Genomic DNA, 18629 nt, shown 5'->3' on the forward strand with positions numbered 1-18629 from the left:
TAAGTTAACTGGTGTCTTTCATGTAAGTATCAATTTAGAATAAGTTAATAATCAATTCTTATATAAAACTATTTTGTCATTTTCTATCCTGTATTTTATATCTGTTGAATACTGTATCGATTTAAGTACTGCTTCCAGACTTTTATTATCATGTTCCCCGTAAATATAATCGTCATATTCCGCCCCCGGGGCAAATTCAATAGTCCGGTTATACATGCGGACCAGCTCATTGACAACGGTCCGTATGGGAGTCCTGTTAAAGTAAAGACCACCTTTTATCCAGACAGTGGAAAGCCTTGCATCTTCATTCCGTTTCTGGAACTCGCCTTTCGTCTTATCCATCACGAACTGTTCGTCCGGCAACAGGCGCATCATCGCTTCCGGTAAATCGACCTGCACTTTCCCCGTCTGAACACTAACAGTCAACTGCTCGTCCATATCAAAGGCTTTCACATTAAAGGAAGTACCCAGCACCTTTACATCGGCATCTTTCGTATGGATAAGGAAAGGTTTCTCTTCATCCCGGGTTACTTCGAAAAATGCTTCTCCATTCATCTCTATCCGGCGGACATCAGTAATGAACTCCCGGGGATATCTTAAATAAGAACCGGCATTCAATGTTACGGAAGTCCCGTCCGGCAAAATAATCCGTTTATGTTCGCCGTTCTTCACATGCACTTCCGTATATGTCAATACCTTTTCCTGATTCGAACGTATCAGGCGGAACCCACCCCAACCTATCGACAAGATGACAGCCACGATTGCCACATATCTCAAATAGGGAATAAAGGAGAAACGTTTCTCCGGTTTCCGGATGCGCGACAATAACAAACGGGCCTCTTCCCTGTATTGCTGATGCTGCAACGACGAAACCTCATCTTCCTCCATCTCTTCCCATACAGTGTCCATTGCTTCGGATATTTCCGTATTGTATTTTCCGGCATGGAAATGCTTCAACAGGTCGTCGGCATCTTTACGGGTATAGAGGCCGTCGACGAATCGTTTCAATAGGTTGTTTATATACTTCAAATCTGCCATATTATCGGTGCATGTATTTATAGTACCACGAAACGGGGTACAACTGGGATATGATTAACTTTTATTATGAATTCAGACAAAAGAGCAGTACTAGTAAATCGGCATACGTTCCGGAGTATTTCACTAAATATGAACGTATTACTTTCAAAGACGCAGAGATATGCTGCTGGACGGTATAGACTGAAATATTTAATTCTTCCGCTATTTCCTTATGAGACTTCATCTCTTTCCGGCTCATATCGAAGATACGGCGTTGCTGCGAAGTCAAATCGAGCAGGGCCTTTTCGAGCAGTTGGTTCAGGTCGTCATCCAATATTTTATCTTCCGTATCATTGGTCACATCTACCGAACCGGACAAGATGGTATTTTTAAGCTGTTGCTCTTTCTCTATCCCGGCCAGCAGATTGAGAATCCGGTTTTTCACAATTGTATAAACATAAGGTGCAAAAGGAGAATCCGGATTCAGGAAACGCCTGTTTTGCCAGACGGAGGTGAAAGCATCCTGGAAAACATCTTCTGCAAATTCTTTCGATTTAAGAAACTTCATCGCAAAGAACATCAGCCTGTTCTTATACAAAGCGTATAATTCACAGAATGCAGACTCGTCATCCTGAATCAAACCTGCAATAAGTATTTTTTCCTGTTCTGAATTATTATACATTTAAACTAATAAGTGGAAACACAATCCATACTCTTTGTATCCTAAAACTTGTCAAATATAAAGATATTCTATATACCTCACAAACATGTCTGTAAAATAAGACCGGCATTCCTGCGAACTTCTTTAATTCTATCTACGATTTTATTAAGTCAACAGGAAAGCGTACATTTGTGTGATTTTTACGAAAGGATTAGATTGCAGATGAAAGTATGTATTGCTGAAAAACCGAGTGTGGCACGAGAGATTGCCGAAGTACTGGGGGCTACAAAAAGAATGAACGGGTATATTGAAGGAAACGGATATCAGGTTACCTGGACATTCGGACATCTGTGTACACTCAAGGAACCTCACGAATACACCGACGACTGGAAACGATGGAGCCTGGGAGCACTTCCTATGATTCCTCCCCGTTTCGGTATCAAGTTGATTAGTAACCCGACCTACGAACAACAGTTCAAAGTGATCGAAAGCCTGATGCAGAATGCAGAGATGGTCATCAACTGCGGTGATGCCGGCCAGGAAGGGGAACTGATTCAACGTTGGGTGATGCAGAAAGCCGGCTGTAAATGCCCGGTTTACCGTTTATGGATATCATCCCTTACCGAAGAAGCCATTCGCGAAGGTTTCCAGCATCTGAAAGAACAGACTGAATTTGCCAGATTATATGAGGCAGGATTATCCCGTGCCATTGGCGACTGGTTGCTGGGAATGAATGCAACCCGATTATATACAATCCGTTACGGACAGAACCGCCAGGTGCTTTCTATCGGCCGTGTCCAGACACCGACACTGGCACTGATTGTAAACCGCCAGGCAGAGATAGACAATTTCAAGCCCGAACCTTACTGGGAGTTGAAAACCGTCTACCGGAATACGACCTTCTCCGCTACCAAGGGTAAATTCACCCAAAAGGAAGAAGGGGAAGCCTTCCTCGAAATCGTACAGCAGGAAGACTTTACCGTCACCGATATTTCCGAAAAGAAAGGGAAGGAATACGCTCCCCGCCTTTTCGACCTGACCTCGTTGCAGGTGGAATGTAACAAAAAGTTTGCATTTACCGCCGATGATACATTAAAACTGATTCAGTCATTATATGAAAAGAAAGTGACCACCTACCCCCGTGTAGATACCACTTTCCTGAGTGATGATATTTACCCGAAAGTTCCGAATACGCTGAAAGGGCTGGTCGATTATACCGAACTGACGGCTTCCCTGTTGAATGCCAAGATTCCCAAAAGCAAAAAAGTATTCGACAACTCAAAGGTAACCGACCACCACGCCATCATCCCGACTGGCGTACCCGCCCGTAACCTGACGGAGAATGAACGGAAGGTATATGACCTGGTTGCCCGTCGTTTCATCGCTGCCTTTTACCCGGACTGTGAAATCTCCACCACAACCGTACTCGGTAAAGTGGGTAAAGTAGACTTCAAAGTAACCGGAAAACAGATATTAAAACCGGGATGGCGCGTCGTATTCGGTGCGGAACAAAAAGACCCGGATGCCGAACCGACCGAGGAAGAAGGCGTATTGCCGGACTTCACCAAAGGAGAAACCGGACCGCACAAACCATTATTAAAGGAGACCTGGACGACTCCGCCCAAGCCTTATACAGAGGCAACGTTACTCCGTGCAATGGAAACGGCCGGTAAGCTGGTCGATAATGACGATTTGCGTGATGCCTTGAAGGAAAACGGTATCGGCCGTCCTTCCACCCGTGCAGCTATCATTGAAACGCTTTTCAAACGTAACTATATCCGTAAAGAACGAAAGAACCTGTTCCCCACCGCCACCGGAAAGGAATTGATAGATACAATACACGAAGAGTTACTGAAAAGTGCCGAACTGACCGGTTTATGGGAAAAGAAACTGCGTCAGATAGAACGTGGAACTTATGAGGCAAAAACATTCCTGGACGAACTCAAACAGATGGTTCACCAGGTAGTCATCAACGTCCTTTCCGACCAGTCCACCCGCACCATCACCATCGAGGAGGCCGCCAAAGAAGCACCGAAAGAGGAGAAAAAAGAAAAGAAACCCCGCAAGCCGCGTGCTAAAAAGGAAGAGGCTCCCAAAGAGAAAGCAGTCCCCCAACAACCGGCAAAACCGGTTTGCCCCATCTGCAAGAAAGGAAATATCCTGCGAGGCAAAACAGCTTACGGTTGTTCCGAATATAAGAATGGTTGTACATTCCGGCTGGATTATGCGACTTATGGGGAAGGGTTATCGGATGAGAAACTTATTTCTGTAATCAATCAAATTCAGAAAGAATAAATTTAAGAGTTTGAGGGTCCATACGGTTATCCCAAATAGTCAATATCTGTATTTGATTATTTTTTACCCGATAGTACATCGTATTATAATATGTTATCAGACATTGACGCACCTCTTGGCTATCTTCGAACAAAGGAAATAAATCAGGAGTTATACTTATTAACTTCAGACAACGAGTTATCTCTGAAAGAAAGTTCTTTTTGATAACTTTCCCTCATGTTATATCAAGATATTCAACAATATCATCCAAACGCTCCCGAGCGAGAGGGGTAAAATAAATATCCATGATTATTTATAGCGAGCCAATACTTCTTCCATAGGAATAAGAAAACCGTTATCAGCTTGTTCAATGCTGACACGTATATCGTCATAAATACGTTTCGGTACATTGATACGGGAATAATATTGAGCCACAGGCTCATTTAATACTGACTTTGAATGCTCTTCAGATTGTAACTCTTCTTTTTTCATATCTTCAGGTTTATAATGATTTACAAAGATAAAGTTTATCTTCAAACATTTACTATATTTGTCCGCAAATTATCGACTTATGAAAGAAGAATGGTTCCCTTTAGTCAACGAAATGGGAGAAACAATAGGTAAAGCGACCCGAAAAGAATGTCATAGCGGAAGCAAACAACTGCATCCGGTCATCCATCTGCATATCTTTAACGATGCCGGAGAACTATATCTGCAAAAACGTTCCATGACCAAAGATATCCAACCCGGTAAATGGGATACGGCTGTCGGCGGACATATCGATTATGGGGAAACGGTCGAAGAAGCTCTCCGCCGGGAAGTCCGTGAGGAGTTAGGCATTACAGCATTCACCCCCCAATTCATCACCCGTTACGTCTTTGAATCAGCTATTGAAAAAGAGCTAGTCAATACATTCCGCACAATTTACAACGGAGAAATCAAACCGGACACCGAGGAACTGGACGGCGGACGTTTCTGGTCGCTCGAAGAAATCAAGTCGAACCTGGGGCAAAATGTGTTTACTCCTAATTTTGAACAGGAGTTTAAGAGGTTGTTTCTATAACATGTCAGAATCAGCAGTAAAACCGTTCACCATTCACCTTGCAATAGCTAAAACACAATATAACAACACATAACCTATTCATTAACCAGGTGAATGATTATACAAAAAGGTGAACGGATATACACAAACCATTCACCTTCAATCATTATCATTTCCTCATCAAACAATAATAATTCCCCGTCTTCGTATGTATCTTCCGAATACCCGAAGCATTCAACATCTTTCCGAAACGGCAGGCAGAAGTATTGCTGAATTTTCGTTTGGAACGCTCCGATATGATATCCAATAGCTCCACCGAAGTAAACCGCTCTTCCTTCTCCCCCTCTTCCGGCAAACGAAAATAGGAAAACAGATACTGCATCTCCAACGGTTCATCCTGAAATCCTGAATTACTCTGTGTCAACGCCCGTTCCTCTTCGCTGTTCAACCAGTAACGTTCACCCGAACGGATCGCATGAAGCGCCTGTGCATACAACTGTTCATATTCTATCGGAACAGAAACATCGATAATACCTGTCACCTGAACACAAACATAACGCCGGCTCCCTGTCGGATCCGTCAACAGCTCCATCGGGTTAGCCGTAGCCGCAAACGAAGCCAACCGCCTCATCTGTTGGAACGTCTTCTGATGCGGACGCCGCACCTTCACTTCCGGTTTCTGAATCAGATATTTCAAATCCGCCTGATATTTCTTGCTCAACCGGTCGAATTCGTCAATCGTTATCAACACATTCTGAGCCATCAGCAGTTCCGCCTCGTTCTTATTCTCCAGATTGATGCTTTCCGCATGATAATCCCTCAATACAGGCGGAAGAAGTAAACGGAAAAAAGTCGACTTTGAAATCCCCTGTCCGCCCACTAAAACGGGAACAAGATTATTCGCATACAACCGGTCGGTCTTCTGCCAATGAGCTACCATACTGATAAACCATATATAAAAACGGTTCCTCCATTCCCCATCTTTTGTCGGAACTGTATCCGCCAATGCACGTATCCGGTCTCTCCCATCCCATGCCGGCAAATTATATAAAAACATTTCCAACGGATTATAGCTCGGTACCCTGGGCGAATAGATATACCGCCGCACATCCTTATCCCATATATCAAGCCCTTCCTCCATGGCATTCAGACAGATACCGTTCAACACCTCGGCAGTCACCGGCCGGAAACGGAAACAAAAAGAGTGCCTTTCCCGATATTCCACCTCACCGATAATCTCATTCTTCCGAAACTCATACCGCCGCTTCAAAAACTCCTCCATACGCGCCAGCAGATTCATAGACGACGGCAAACAAGGCTTCTTCCCAAACGCTTTACGGGAAAGATATACATTATGCACCGTCTGCCGCAACAAATTCAGGTCACGTAAATTCCACATCCGAAAATACAGCCAATGAACCACATCTTCCTCCGGAACGCCCGAATCAAAACAAAGCATACTTACGGCAGCTATAAAGTTTTTCGGTTCTTTTTCTTCCCAATCCGATCCCTGCTCACGATACACCTGATTCAGGCAAGTCTCAAAAAGCATTTCAATCTTTTTACGTTGTTCCGTACCCGGCAGGATACGTTCCAAAGGGTCGTCCGACTGCTTTATCTTCTCCACATACCCCGGTTCTTCAGGCATTGCCAACGGCTGCTCCATCCTGACCGGCAACGAGTCCGGATTATAAAAGCATTCCGGATCATACGAGATGCGGCATCCCCTGTCGAGCGACGGTTCCTTATACTCCGCCTCCCATTGCAACTGTGCCTGATAATGCAACATCGCCCTGCGATAAGCATGTGCATGGAAACAAGCCGCCATCTCCCGGTCAACCGGAAGCGAACCATCCGGCAACGTATAACGTACCACCACTTTCACACTCAGTCCGCTCGAACCGACAAAAGCCAGCAGAGGCTGATTATACATTACCACCTCATCGCGCAGCCTTCTGGCTTCCGAAATATTTGCCAAACGGTCAAATTCCAACAAGACCAAACCGTTATAACATTTCCATTCCTGCTCCTTATAACCGGAAGCAAAGAGTATGACCGGCACCTTCTCCGCATCAGCCGCACGACTTCCCGGCGAACAATAGGGAATCATTTCGCGCATATTCTTCACCGGCTTTGCCTTCGCCGCATCCTTCATATATTCCACGACAGTATCCAATTCCACCGGTTTTCCTGAACTCAGATTTCCTTTTACCCACGTCACTTTCATTCCGTCCCCTCCTTCTTCGGCAAGACATAAACAGCATTTTTAGGTCCACCCAAACGGACAATCCGTCCTTGCTCCCGCAACTGTTTCAAATCGCCTTGTGCCAGGTAACGCGAACAGACGTTTACTCCCATACAATCGGAACTGCTGATCTCCCCATGCCTCGACAGATAACGCAAAATCCGTTCCTGCCGCTGCTCCGGTGTATAGGCATCCGGTTTTCTGTAATCCGTAGCTCTTTCAAAATGCATGGAACTCATTTCTCTCTTCAACTCCTTACAGGCCCGGAAAGCGACTTTGGAAAAATGTATACTTTCCGCCCTGATTTCCTTCGGGTTGCGTATAGGCGGACATTTCGCCGTAGGATAAAACAGGCCAATCCCCTCAATCTCCACCGGATCGCCATCTTTCAGGGAGCGAACCAGTTCTTCTTTAAAAAGAGACATCATCCCTTTCACCTCTCCTTCATTAAAACTACTGCGATCGGCAATCCGCTCGCACAACTTTTCAAAACGCAGCACTTGCCCTTCCACGATTCGGGCATGCAGTACACCTTCCTCCTCTTCTTTCTGTCCAGGAGAATGGGGATTTTTATAAAACAGATACTTAGCCGGCATATACAATATTGTGTTTTTCTATCCCTTACCCTATTATATAGTAAGGGGTAAGTTTATACTATTTAAGGCAAACCTTATCACCCATTCACTTAACGACCAAGGTCGGCATGCTTACCCAGCACCGTCAATAAGCTTAACGACGTAGGTCGCAAAGCTTACCGACGGTCACCCTTTGGTTTATAAGTCATGACTAAAGGTATAGTTTATTATTGGTTTAATGCTAATAAATAAGAGGAAAAGTGATAATTATTTTAAGGGCAAGCGGGGATGATAGATAAAAGGTGAAGGGTTTGTGGCAACCATTCACCTTTTATGGAAACCGTTCACCTGAAAATTATCAACTTAAATATAAATAAATCAATATATTAAATAAATATAGGTGAACGGTGAACGGTTTAAGCACCAATTACATATGGTTAATCTTTTATTGACATGAATCATCACATCCTGTAATTCTTCAACTCCTTGGACATCTCATAATGCTCTTTTTTCTGCTTGGTAACAACACGGACCAGGAAAGCGACATCCTCTCCGAAACGTTCCTCTATATCCTCAATGGTAGGGAGTATCTTCCGACGTTACACACTGCTCCATGGCTTGGAAAAGAGTTGCTACTTGCTGTTGGATATGTTGATTGTATGATTATTCCATGATAAATTATTTTCTTCGTTCCATCTTTTAAATATTCTAGAACTATTTCATTCTGCATAGAAAGCAGAGTTTTCTCCATCCAACTTCAGATACAGTGTTTTTGTTCCTTCTATTTTATGATAATAATCTCCTTTTTTATAGCAATAGTTCCAACAAACATTCTGAGGATTAAAAACAATCTCATAATCAGAAGTATCGGCACTCCAATCCGGATGATAATCGTCATCATCCGTACTACAGATCAACGTCATCCCATCAGCATCCATGCAATACAAATATTGGCAAAAACATAAAGACTGGAAGTCGTTTGAGCACAGATAGTATGTTTGCCCCTTTTCATCTTTCAGTTGAAAAAGTTTCTCAATATTAGTATTTCCTTTCGATCCGATCATCTGAACCTCACAGCCTTTCATCTGTCGGTAAATCAGAAAGGAATAAAGTGGGTTATTCGCTGACCATTCCGAATGATACATTACTCCGACACAATCATCGGCAGACTTAAAATCTGCTAACAAAGAAATTTCCGGACAAAATCGGGCTGCCTGTTCCAAATAACGGAAAAAGAATACTTCGCCAGAGTTAGAGTCTTCATCATCATCTGGGCCATGGCTATAATAATATCCTTGTTCGAAAGCCATTAGGCTTAATGCCTTCTTAACGTCTTCTGCAGGATAGAATTTTCTTTTACCTAAAGCGTATCTGTCTAATTCCCTAATACTTTGACGAACCTGCTCTTTTTCATCTTCAGGACTATGTAACCATATTTCAGCCCCGCAGTTTTGTTGCAATGAATCAAAATAGGCAATCAAGTCAACGGGTTCGTCAACGGTATATACACCTGGGATAGCTGTTATATCTTTCGCTCTTTTATTTTTATTGAAACACGATATCAAAGTAAGTACGACAAGTAATCCCATTATATTATAGTTTGATATTTTCATAATATCTATTTCGATTATAATGTATTCAGATTTATCAAATGCTTTATTCAAAAATATATCCAGGAGTAAAAGGTTGCACAAAACAACCTTTGCCGTCCAATACAGCTGATGCCCAAAAATCGGGTTCCACCCCGAATCCGTCTTCATCGCCCTGCCCTCCTATATGAGTCACTTTTCTTAAAATAATTCTATCCGGAGAGATATATTGAGCCTTTACCTGCACGAAACCATCATATAAAACCTGTTGCACAAAAGCCTGATATGAAAAATATTCTTCATCAAGTTCCAATACCATATCAAAAGCTTTCTCTCCATAACGCTTCTCCACATCTCGGATCTTTGCCTCTTTTTGTTCCCAGGAATAATCAGCAAAAGACTCTTTGTCTATCTTGAGATAAATGGAGTGAGATGCCACACACATCCATGACAGTATCGGATAAATATCCTCCCAAGTCATTTCCTTCGGAAATTCATAATGGTTCCCATAACAATGAGCTTCAGGTCCCCAATACTTCTTTAACACAAGGTTCTTATCTACTTCTGTGATAGCCTGTTTCAGCTGTTCTAATTTATCGTTTGTTGTTTTCATGTGTTATTATCCGTTATTAATCAGGTGAATTTTTATATTTTAGCATATCATATAGGCTCCTGCATATCATTTGTTACTCTCTGATAAATCCACTTGCTAAAATTATTAAATTAAATTGAGATGCACTGACTAACAAAAAACGGAGTTCACCGAGGACTTAGATTTAAACCAATATCCCATCTCCGATTCAGCAGTGGATTTATCGGCTAACAAAGATGTGTTAACTATGCCGTCCGAAATCGAAAGACTTTTTCATCTTCGTTTGTTATTTACAGAATCAATCTCTCTCTCCAATTCCTTGGCTTTCGTTTCATTTCTTTCTACGCCAAGACCTTCTCTATAGCATTTTACCAGATTTTGCATTCCTGGTATATTTCCTTTCTGAGCCGCTGCATTAAACAAGATAAAAGCTTGTTCTTCATCCTTGTCAAAACCTGTACCATTTAACAAGCAAACTCCTAACAATACTTTGGCATCCAGATATCCTTGCCTTGATGACTTCTGGAGATATTCTACAGCTGTTTCATAATTCTGCTCCAGTCCTCTGCCTCCTTTCCATCAACAAAATACATATACCCTAACTGATATTGAGCATTCATATATCCTTGACTGGCAGATTTTGTCAACCATTCAATAGATAAAGTAGGATTATAAGTATTCGAACCTTTCTCAATATAAAAAAGTCCCAATTCATACTGAGAATCAGCATCTCCTTCTTCTGCCGCTTTTATAAGCTTTTCAGATTGAGCCGATACATTAAATGCACCTAAAAAACAAATAGCTAAAACTGTAATAATAAAGTATTTCATATCTTGATAAATTTTGTTTATAATCATTATTTCATAACTTGTATTCTTTATACATGATCCTATCTATACAAATCAGCTGTTAAAGATGTAATCTGATCCCGATAAGTCCGAATTAATTTTTGTTGTTCCATAATCAACATCATGCCAGTAGCCGACGGATTTTTTTCATTACTTCTTTCGTAACTACGCAAACTACGTTCCGCATCTTTCAGTTTGTATTCCAACTCCGAAATTCGTGCTCTGATAGCCGCTTTATTTGAATAATCTCTCTGATCCGGTATATAATCGGGCACAGCAATATTCGGATTAGCTGCATATTCCCAATAAACCGATTGTCCGTTACTATATACGACATACAGTTTCTCTCCGGGTTGCCACATCCAGTTATTAGCCGGTCCCAACTCAAAAGATCCGTTATTATCCAGCGATTCGAGAGTATATTCCTGTTGCTGCTTCAATATCTCATTGACACAATATACTTTCAAATTGTAAAGGCTATTACCCGAAACATTAGTTCCTTGAAAATAAATACACGCCTGTCCTTGAAAGGAGCCGGTGTAAAAACCTCCTTTTATCTGTGCATATCCGCTGAAACAAGCAAACAATGCTGCAATTACGTATAAACATCTCCATTTCATATCCATTCATTTTTAGTTATTAAACATGCTACTACTTAAAAGGTATTCTCAAACACCTTACATTTATAAGTAGCCGATTTATCTTAAACGTTACATAAAAATTCTACATTCCTCACAAAGAATCCATATTCAGCTTTCCAAAAATGAAGCTTATAATCTATATGCATTTTATACTTTCTCGGGAGAAGCAGATCAACCGGAAAAGATACTTTTTTCAGATAGACGCCCTTGGTTTCCAACTGATGTTCGCCCAAAGGGGCCTTTACTTTAAAAGAAAAACCTTTCTTGTAATATCCTTTCCCTATCTTTTTATCGTTCCAGTATACATCAAAATACCAGTCGACCCACGGATAAGAATGAAGATGATCTTTCATAACGACCTCTACATCCTGCAATTGATCACTGACAACCGCCCTCTCTTCAAAAGTCTGAATATATTTCAACATCCACTGCTGATAAAGAGAAAATCCAATAGCTAGTAAATAGTCCGGATTCAAGCGCAGCCTGGTCTTATAAATCATCCGCGTAAAGGTTAAACAAAGTCCGGCATAATTGCTCAATAAGGTTTGCGATAAAACCATTTCACCAGTCACATTTTCCGGACACTCCGGAATACTTTGCAGCTTTTCGATCCTTTTTTTCGATAAAGAGGATAAAGAACATTCCGGTAATGAATTTTCGATAAAACCGTTATCCCATCCTATCCCTTTCGCTTGCAAAAAAGCCGAAATCATGCAATGCAGGCTTTCATAAAGATCATTAAATCCTTTTTCATACCGAGCCAAAATCTCCATACTTTTCACTGTCCGGTCAAACCACTCTGCAGCAAACGTTACTTTCAGCAATGCAGAAATCAAGGCCTTCTTATCTACTACCTGAACTGCAATATGGTCTGCCTCACATTCCAACTCTTCCGTCAACAAGGCATATTCCCGGGACAGTTTTGAAAACAATAATTCAACCAACAGTCTAAAAATGATCAGCAAAGTATAATATTGATCCTCCATGGTTGTCGTCTTTTTCACTTCTACATGGGTAACCAGATACTGAACACTTTGCCCGATCACATATACCGGTCCGCCTAATGCCGTTGTTTTCTGAGAAAAATGTCCGAATTCGTGTGCCAGTACAGCCCGCAGTTCCTCCTTGTTCAATACATTTATCAGCCCAATCCCAATCTCCAGTTTTTTCCTCGCCGGAAAAAAGGCATTCCAGAAACCTGCATCAAAGAAAACAGACGCAGAAACAGACGATGACAAATAAACCCGTTTCGGAGCTGTTACCTGAACCGCTCTCGCCACTTCATTAATAAGAGAAAACAAAGCCGGTTCTTCCTCCCTTGTCACCTCCCTTAACCCCGACCGCTTAATACGTTAAACAGCATATAAAGACTCAACTATTTTTACAATCAACAGTATCGCCCCTATAAAAAAAATTACGATCGCAATTGTCGGAATCTCATATTTATTCCCGGTTGTCCAATATGACATCAACAACCAATAGCACCCTCCTATTATCGCTCCTCCTATCAGAATAAATGAGAGGTAGAGGATACCGAAGAGGAGAAGAGTACGAAGAAGAAGATTGGATTGAGGTGTCATAATAAAACAGAAAAACAAAGATTTATACACTTACTATCTGTACAATATCCTAATCGTACGCACGGAATTTATAAAGATTACCCCACATTGCAAGCTTTCTTACAATATGGGGTAAACTTATCGTTACAAATTTTCAATTATTACAATACATTCTATTCGCTCAGTAACTTTTTGACACCATCTTGTTCCATCAAGTCAAGAGCACGCTTCAATGTGATTGCAATGTTTTGAATATCTGTATCCGTAGCACTTGCAATAGCTATACCTAGTGCTTCTCCTGTTTCTTCATTATAGATAGGAGCACCACTTAACCCATGATCAATCTGAAAACTTAATGTTATCAAATCTGAAGTCCCTTTGAATTCTGTATTTGATATTTGTCCATCCACCGCATAACCTTCACTATTAGGGAAACCATAAATTGATACATTTTCCTTCAACGCAGGATCAGTACCGACCATGAACCCAGAAACCTCAGGTGGGAGAACCGAGAGATCGTCCAATTTTAACAAAGCTACATCATATCTCAATGTATTAACATCATTACCATCAAATGTAATATTAGTAGTCCATACAATTGTAGCAGTTGTAATTAAAGGCTCATCTTTATCATCTTTGATAAATGGAAACATCAGACAAACATTCTTATCTACAGTTGCATCAATTACGTGACGGGCAGTAAACATATATCCCTGAGTTTGACCGCTCTGATCGGAAACTAAGAATGCTGTTCCTTGTGGATTCGTATCTCCTCCATTTACAATAATCATAGCAACATTTTGTAAATATCCATTTGGATCACCACTCTTCCCATTACAACTCAAATAGTTACCAACCCAAAGCGCAATAGGGACCAACAGTAATAACAATATAAATATATTTCTTATTTTACTGGAGTGGTCAAGTAACATTTTGCGCTGAAACTCATTACCAGAGGGAGTCATATCTAATAATAACATACTCAACTTTTTTAATTATTTATCAAACTTTTAATTCTTCTCTCAACATTGAGAATCTTTTGCTGTATATTTTTATCATGCTTAGACAATTCTTGAGCTTCTTTATAAGATGCAAGAACTTCATTGTAAACTGCTATACAGTTTGTTTTCAGCAGAAGATCTCCTCCTATTATATATTTCTCATATAAAACATTTGCACCATTATCGGGGTTTGTGCACTTCTGATCACCTCTATTTACCAAAACATTTATCTGCCTACTTATGCTATCCAATTCTCTGATTTTGCCTAAAGCATTGGCATCATTGGGTTCTATATTCAGTGCTCTCCTATAATATTCACGAGCCTTTGGATAATTATGAGCTGCCATATAACGGTCTGCAATGCTGAAATAACGATCAAATTGTTCTTGAGAACTCTCATTCTTAAGGGATGTCGTTAATTGAGCAGCTTCATTCACTGGTGTCGGATTTGCCATATTCCAATACGCCGCATGCTGATAACTCTGTTTTGCAGATTCAAATTCTAACCCTCTAGCTTGAGATATTGCAACATTGATATATTTTTCCGATTGCTCATGACATTCATTATAAGAAATATAGGGCATACGCTTTGCATGGAAAACTTCTGCATTAGTCCCTACGCCATGTAACTCTGCATTATAACAACTCGCAAAATCATTAAAGTCTCTCAGATCATCAATAAGACTAAATGGTCTTCCATCACTCATGTGCCCAAATTCTTTATAGAATACGAGCCAATTATTCAAACCATCATGACTAAACTTATTCCTGTCAGGATCCGCAATCATAAAATCTGTAATGTGTAAATCTGTAGACAATTTATCATTTATTGTAGAAATTACAGTTCCTGCTGGTCCATCATAACCAGCAAGTATATGAGGAATATTCTTATGTTCCATAAAAGTAGCATTTCTTCCGGAAGGGTTTATGGGTAAATGCGAAATCATAGCCTTTCCTTCAACAAGCCTAATCTTATCGTCATACTCTCCACCAGTTACAGCTTCTGAAACCGAGAATTGACCTGTTTCTATTTGCGACACATAAACAGGTACAATTTTCTCATACAAATCACGTTCCGATTTTACATCGCCAATATTATTATTGGATGCAATAGAGTACAAAAATGTATAAAGATCATCATTTCCTATTATGTCTTTGATAAAACGTTCTTGCCCATACACTATGCGATAGTTTCCGATCACAGAGCTAAGAGTTTCGTCCAAAGAACCTTTAGGATAAATATATTCAATGTTTCCGTTGTTCTTAGCCAACTTTGTTTTAAGAGAGGCCTTAACCTGCATACATGATATAAACTTCGGATTATGACCATCAATCACATGAGTAATGATATCTTTAAATTCCTCTATCTTACGTTTTGTCGGCATTAATTTTTGCGTAGTAGTCTTAATAACAATAGGAACATTATTTGTATTATTATTTCCTCTTATCCCTCCCAATATATTGGTTAGTTTTTCTGAAAACACGTGCATAGCCAATCCATAGAGTAGTATAAATTTAACACGGTCATAGTAAACATTCTCTTTTTCCGATAGAATTTTAAATGTAAAGGGCATCGGTAACACATCTTTCACAATATATTCTTTTAAATTTTTCTCCCACTCCTGAGGCTTTGATGTATAACCATTCGCATTCCAGAAATTCAGGATTCCAGATAACGATTCCTCTATGGCATCTAATTCTGTTATTGCAATATTTAAGTTTTGATAGTCTGCCAAACACTTTTGTAGCATATCAATAATTAAAAGGATTACTTGATCAGAAGCATTCGCGTCACAAAGATTCTTCAATTGTTGATAATAATCACCACCAACTCTGAAATAATTAAACAGCATCTTACGCTTTTCATCATAAGAATAATTTCCAGATGCCAATGTTTTAGCAATATTCTTCATGTGAAGATCGATAGTTAAAGCCTCTCCCGAATCAACGACTTTAATTTGATCGCACCAGGTATGCAATATTTCAACAAATTGCCTATCAAATTGTTGTCTTACACGATTCCTAATTTTAACAGTTGCTGCCGGGATATCACGAAACTCCTGATATTCTTTATCATAATAGTGTGCTTCATCAATAATATGCCCCAACATTTCAGCAGAGAAACTATTAGCTACTATCTGTTTAATATCAGTTTCTGGATAATGAATCGCAGAGAGGCCAAATGTTGTATATTTAGAAATAATCACATTACCAGAAGCATCCACTAATGATTTTCTGCGAATATCATACATACCCAACGCATTCAAATATAAAAAGATACCTGCCTCCTCGTGAAGTTGAGAATAAGTAACTGGTGATAAAGACTGATCATATGCTGCCGATATTACTTGAACCAAATCATAAGGTGAGTTTTCTGGCTCGTACCCTTTTGGAGGATTTGCATCCCATTGGAACGGAAAGCCGTGCGTGTCATCATTATAATAATCAAGTTCTTTTATACAACAAATTGTATTACTATAGATAATCCTATCTGGTAACCCTTTATTTGGAATCATAAACAACCCCTGAAGTTCCACTTGATTAGACAAAGTTTCTCTTATAAGATATGCCATATCCAAGAATATGCCAGAACCTGTACCACCACCAAATGAACAAACGACATATACAAGTGGAGTTTCTAAAGATGTTCGTCTAAGATTTTGTAACGCAGCTTGCAGATTGGTTACAAATTTTTGCCTGTTTGCTTTATCCCAAATTGTCATACGACCAACAATTGGCGAACCACCTGCACCACTAAATACGTTGTCTGGAAATACTTGTCCATTAAGCCAGGATGTTGTACAAGAATAATCTTGCTCCACTGCTTGTTTCGATGCCTTTATATCATCAATTGTCAGTGGAGACATTACGATCTTAGGAGAAGCAGGCTGATTCGATTTGTCTGTTTCCAAATAGATATATTCAATCAGCGGTCGTGAATCAGCAGGCGCTTCTAAGCTAAGTTTCCATGCAGCCTCTATAGAACGAAGACCGCCAGAACCTATTCCTATTAATATTGTAGGTCTTGTCATTTTATATTTATTTTAAATATGGTTTTCGAAATTTTGTCCAACGAATGAAGAACAAGATAATAATTACAAACAACAATACTATTTGTGGAAGAGCCACAATATAAGTTTCCCAATTGGCCCAATTGGCCGTAGAAGGTGATGTGTAATAAGCCCAAAAGCCCAAATAGATCGATACTAAAATAACAGCAACAAGCAGATACTCGAAACCGCCAATTCTTAAGAAAATATCCCGACAAAGATCAATAAGGAGTCCACGATGCTTCATCTGTGTTTTTCTACCAGATTTATAAGCATACCTCACACTCCATAGAAAGACCGGAATGATTATTGCCCAGCCAATAAGTACCCAGACAACAAAACTATCCCATGTTAATTCATGAAAGAAAAAATCCATACGTTTTATTTATTTAATGTTACCAATTATCACTATCATCTCTACTATTATTCCGATGACCTCCACCATCCGGAACTGGAGGAAAAGGCTTTTTAAAGAAACTCTGCCAAATATAGAATCCAACAAGACCTATCACAACAATTAAAGTCAGGTATACCATAGGAACTGGAATTCCTGACACATTAACATAACGTTTATCATTTCCTTTTAAATCACCGACTATTATCTCATAATCACCATTCTCAACAAAAGTTATTTGAACAGAATTCCCACTTTGAGATTTTACATAATATTCAGTTTGTTGGGTAGAAGGTATATTTACAAATGCTTTCCCTTTTTTCTTACGAATATTCACATTAACTTTTCCAGTCTGACCACTCCAAGATAATTTTAGCTCATCTCCTTTATCTATCTCACACATTTGCTTTGGAGATTTCCCTTCTTTAGGAGATATTATTCTCAAAGGAACTGGAGGAGGAGGTGGCGGATCATCCGAAATAATCGTACCTATCGGTCCAAGTGTCCACACCTCTATATCAAAATTACGATTCGGTGTAGATTTTCTCAGTACACCCAGCTTCTTTGAGAAAGATAGGCTTGCTGTTCCATAATTATCCCATATCTGTTGTAATTCATCAGGATATTTATTCGTATTTTGAGAATCTCCCATACCATCAGAGTATACAATCATGTACACAAGATTATCAATTTTTTTCTCACTTGCCACTTGTACAGAATAAGCTTTTGCAAGTGTAAGGAAAGTATTTTGATCTCTAAAGACCTGCGGAAATACAGTGTTATAAGAAGATTCCAAAGATGATATATCCACCATTTTATATTCTCTTACCCTACTCATATCCCCAAAGGGCATCACACAAAGTTGACCACCATTTTTTAAAACAGAAGACACTGCATTAAACAATTCGCACTTGTTATCGACAGGTTTTGTCCACCCATCCCATTCTGACAATCTAAATGAACCAGATAATAATTCGTAAATAATTTTTTGAGCTTCATTATTAACTGTTGGATTATTCATTGAACCAGATACATCTACTAACACAAAAGCATCTTTAATGCTCTGCGCTTTAAGTATGGATGGTAAACACAAAACTATACACATCCAAAACACTCTGATTAATTTATTCTTTTTCATCAT

Annotated in this window: 17 protein-coding genes; 2 read left to right on the plus strand and 15 right to left on the minus strand. The window is 39.8% G+C overall.

Features of this window, described 5'->3' with window-relative positions; genetic code table 11:
• Positions 1-51: 51 nt before the first annotated feature.
• Together K6V26_RS13440 and K6V26_RS13445 are read right to left on the minus strand one after the other, a co-directional pair.
• Positions 52-1038 carry a FecR family protein gene (locus K6V26_RS13440; RefSeq protein WP_224265590.1) on the minus strand — a complete coding sequence of 329 codons (987 nt, stop codon included), beginning with the start codon at positions 1036-1038 and terminating at the stop codon, positions 52-54.
• 64 nt (positions 1039-1102) lie between these two features.
• The gene (locus K6V26_RS13445) at positions 1103-1699 is read right to left on the minus strand and encodes an RNA polymerase sigma-70 factor (RefSeq protein ID WP_046147492.1); all 597 of its coding nucleotides are present in this window, start codon (positions 1697-1699) and stop codon (positions 1103-1105) included.
• 201 nt (positions 1700-1900) lie between these two features.
• Between K6V26_RS13445 and K6V26_RS13450 the strand changes: the two genes are divergently transcribed.
• Positions 1901-3973 carry a DNA topoisomerase 3 gene (locus K6V26_RS13450; RefSeq protein ID WP_224265591.1) on the plus strand — a complete coding sequence of 691 codons (2073 nt, stop codon included), beginning with the start codon at positions 1901-1903 and terminating at the stop codon, positions 3971-3973.
• A 288-nt stretch (positions 3974-4261) separates the two neighbouring features.
• Here K6V26_RS13450 and K6V26_RS13455 read toward each other — a convergent pair whose 3' ends face one another.
• Positions 4262-4444 (minus strand): hypothetical protein, encoded by a 183-nt coding sequence (locus K6V26_RS13455; RefSeq protein ID WP_224265592.1) that lies wholly within the window; start codon positions 4442-4444, stop codon positions 4262-4264.
• 79 nt (positions 4445-4523) lie between these two features.
• On the opposite strand from K6V26_RS13455, the gene K6V26_RS13460 reads away from it, so the two are divergent.
• A complete protein-coding gene (locus K6V26_RS13460; RefSeq protein ID WP_046147495.1) occupies positions 4524-5015 on the plus strand; it encodes an NUDIX hydrolase in 492 nt (163 codons plus the stop codon).
• A 148-nt stretch (positions 5016-5163) separates the two neighbouring features.
• On the opposite strand, the gene K6V26_RS13465 is transcribed toward K6V26_RS13460, so the two are convergent.
• The 12 genes from K6V26_RS13465 to K6V26_RS13520 form a co-directional block, all read right to left on the minus strand.
• On the minus strand, positions 5164-7221 hold the full coding sequence (locus K6V26_RS13465; protein ID WP_224265593.1) for a BT4734/BF3469 family protein: 2058 nt from the start codon (positions 7219-7221) through the stop codon (positions 5164-5166).
• Positions 7218-7835 (minus strand): HU family DNA-binding protein, encoded by a 618-nt coding sequence (locus K6V26_RS13470; protein ID WP_224265594.1) that lies wholly within the window; start codon positions 7833-7835, stop codon positions 7218-7220. The genes K6V26_RS13465 and K6V26_RS13470 overlap by 4 nt, the downstream gene beginning before the upstream one ends.
• A gap of 698 nt (positions 7836-8533) precedes the next feature.
• On the minus strand, positions 8534-9478 hold the full coding sequence (locus K6V26_RS13475; RefSeq protein WP_224265595.1) for a hypothetical protein: 945 nt from the start codon (positions 9476-9478) through the stop codon (positions 8534-8536).
• A complete protein-coding gene (locus tag K6V26_RS13480) occupies positions 9471-10016 on the minus strand; it encodes a hypothetical protein (protein WP_224265596.1) in 546 nt (181 codons plus the stop codon). Before K6V26_RS13480 ends, K6V26_RS13475 begins: the two co-directional genes overlap by 8 nt.
• Positions 10017-10268: 252 nt before the next feature.
• Positions 10269-10556, minus strand: a complete 288-nt coding sequence (locus K6V26_RS13485; RefSeq protein ID WP_394373151.1) for a tetratricopeptide repeat protein — start codon at positions 10554-10556, stop codon at positions 10269-10271.
• Positions 10529-10825, minus strand: coding sequence for a tetratricopeptide repeat protein (locus K6V26_RS13490; RefSeq protein ID WP_262905171.1), 297 nt, complete (start codon positions 10823-10825; stop codon positions 10529-10531). The genes K6V26_RS13485 and K6V26_RS13490 overlap by 28 nt, the downstream gene beginning before the upstream one ends.
• A 59-nt stretch (positions 10826-10884) precedes the next feature.
• Positions 10885-11463, minus strand: coding sequence for a hypothetical protein (locus K6V26_RS13495; protein WP_224265597.1), 579 nt, complete (start codon positions 11461-11463; stop codon positions 10885-10887).
• Positions 11464-11546: 83 nt separating this feature from the next.
• Positions 11547-12809: a M48 family metallopeptidase gene (locus K6V26_RS13500; RefSeq protein WP_224265598.1), complete on the minus strand. Its 1263-nt coding sequence runs from the start codon at positions 12807-12809 to the stop codon at positions 11547-11549.
• A gap of 407 nt (positions 12810-13216) precedes the next feature.
• Entirely contained in the window at positions 13217-14023 is an 807-nt protein-coding gene (locus K6V26_RS13505) for a trypsin-like serine peptidase (protein ID WP_224265599.1), read from the minus strand.
• 11 nt (positions 14024-14034) lie between these two features.
• Positions 14035-17076: a tubulin-like doman-containing protein gene (locus tag K6V26_RS13510; protein WP_224265600.1), complete on the minus strand. Its 3042-nt coding sequence runs from the start codon at positions 17074-17076 to the stop codon at positions 14035-14037.
• A gap of 7 nt (positions 17077-17083) precedes the next feature.
• On the minus strand, positions 17084-17470 hold the full coding sequence (locus K6V26_RS13515) for a hypothetical protein (RefSeq protein ID WP_224265601.1): 387 nt from the start codon (positions 17468-17470) through the stop codon (positions 17084-17086).
• A 19-nt stretch (positions 17471-17489) separates the two neighbouring features.
• Complete coding sequence (locus tag K6V26_RS13520; protein WP_224265602.1) at positions 17490-18629, minus strand: hypothetical protein; 1140 nt, start codon at positions 18627-18629, stop codon at positions 17490-17492.

This window comes from Parabacteroides goldsteinii, assembly GCF_020091425.1.
GTDB classification, from domain to species: Bacteria; Bacteroidota; Bacteroidia; order Bacteroidales; family Tannerellaceae; genus Parabacteroides; species Parabacteroides goldsteinii.

What these genes read in the sequence shown, in the direction of transcription:
- K6V26_RS13465 (WP_224265593.1), bottom strand. Translation starts at nt 7,221, where the DNA reads ATGAAAGTGACGTGGGTAAAAGGAAATCTGAGTTCAGGAAAACCGGTG.
- K6V26_RS13445 (WP_046147492.1), bottom strand. Translation starts at nt 1,699, where the DNA reads ATGTATAATAATTCAGAACAGGAAAAAATACTTATTGCAGGTTTGATT.
- K6V26_RS13470 (WP_224265594.1), bottom strand. Translation starts at nt 7,835, where the DNA reads ATGCCGGCTAAGTATCTGTTTTATAAAAATCCCCATTCTCCTGGACAG.
- K6V26_RS13460 (WP_046147495.1), top strand. Translation starts at nt 4,524, where the DNA reads ATGAAAGAAGAATGGTTCCCTTTAGTCAACGAAATGGGAGAAACAATA.
- K6V26_RS13455 (WP_224265592.1), bottom strand. Translation starts at nt 4,444, where the DNA reads ATGAAAAAAGAAGAGTTACAATCTGAAGAGCATTCAAAGTCAGTATTA.
- K6V26_RS13495 (WP_224265597.1), bottom strand. Translation starts at nt 11,463, where the DNA reads ATGAAATGGAGATGTTTATACGTAATTGCAGCATTGTTTGCTTGTTTC.
- K6V26_RS13520 (WP_224265602.1), bottom strand. Translation starts at nt 18,629, where the DNA reads ATGATGAAAAAGAATAAATTAATCAGAGTGTTTTGGATGTGTATAGTT.
- K6V26_RS13490 (WP_262905171.1), bottom strand. Translation starts at nt 10,825, where the DNA reads ATGAAATACTTTATTATTACAGTTTTAGCTATTTGTTTTTTAGGTGCA.
- K6V26_RS13440 (WP_224265590.1), bottom strand. Translation starts at nt 1,038, where the DNA reads ATGGCAGATTTGAAGTATATAAACAACCTATTGAAACGATTCGTCGAC.
- K6V26_RS13450 (WP_224265591.1), top strand. Translation starts at nt 1,901, where the DNA reads ATGAAAGTATGTATTGCTGAAAAACCGAGTGTGGCACGAGAGATTGCC.
- K6V26_RS13505 (WP_224265599.1), bottom strand. Translation starts at nt 14,023, where the DNA reads ATGTTATTATTAGATATGACTCCCTCTGGTAATGAGTTTCAGCGCAAA.
- K6V26_RS13480 (WP_224265596.1), bottom strand. Translation starts at nt 10,016, where the DNA reads ATGAAAACAACAAACGATAAATTAGAACAGCTGAAACAGGCTATCACA.
- K6V26_RS13515 (WP_224265601.1), bottom strand. Translation starts at nt 17,470, where the DNA reads ATGGATTTTTTCTTTCATGAATTAACATGGGATAGTTTTGTTGTCTGG.
- K6V26_RS13510 (WP_224265600.1), bottom strand. Translation starts at nt 17,076, where the DNA reads ATGACAAGACCTACAATATTAATAGGAATAGGTTCTGGCGGTCTTCGT.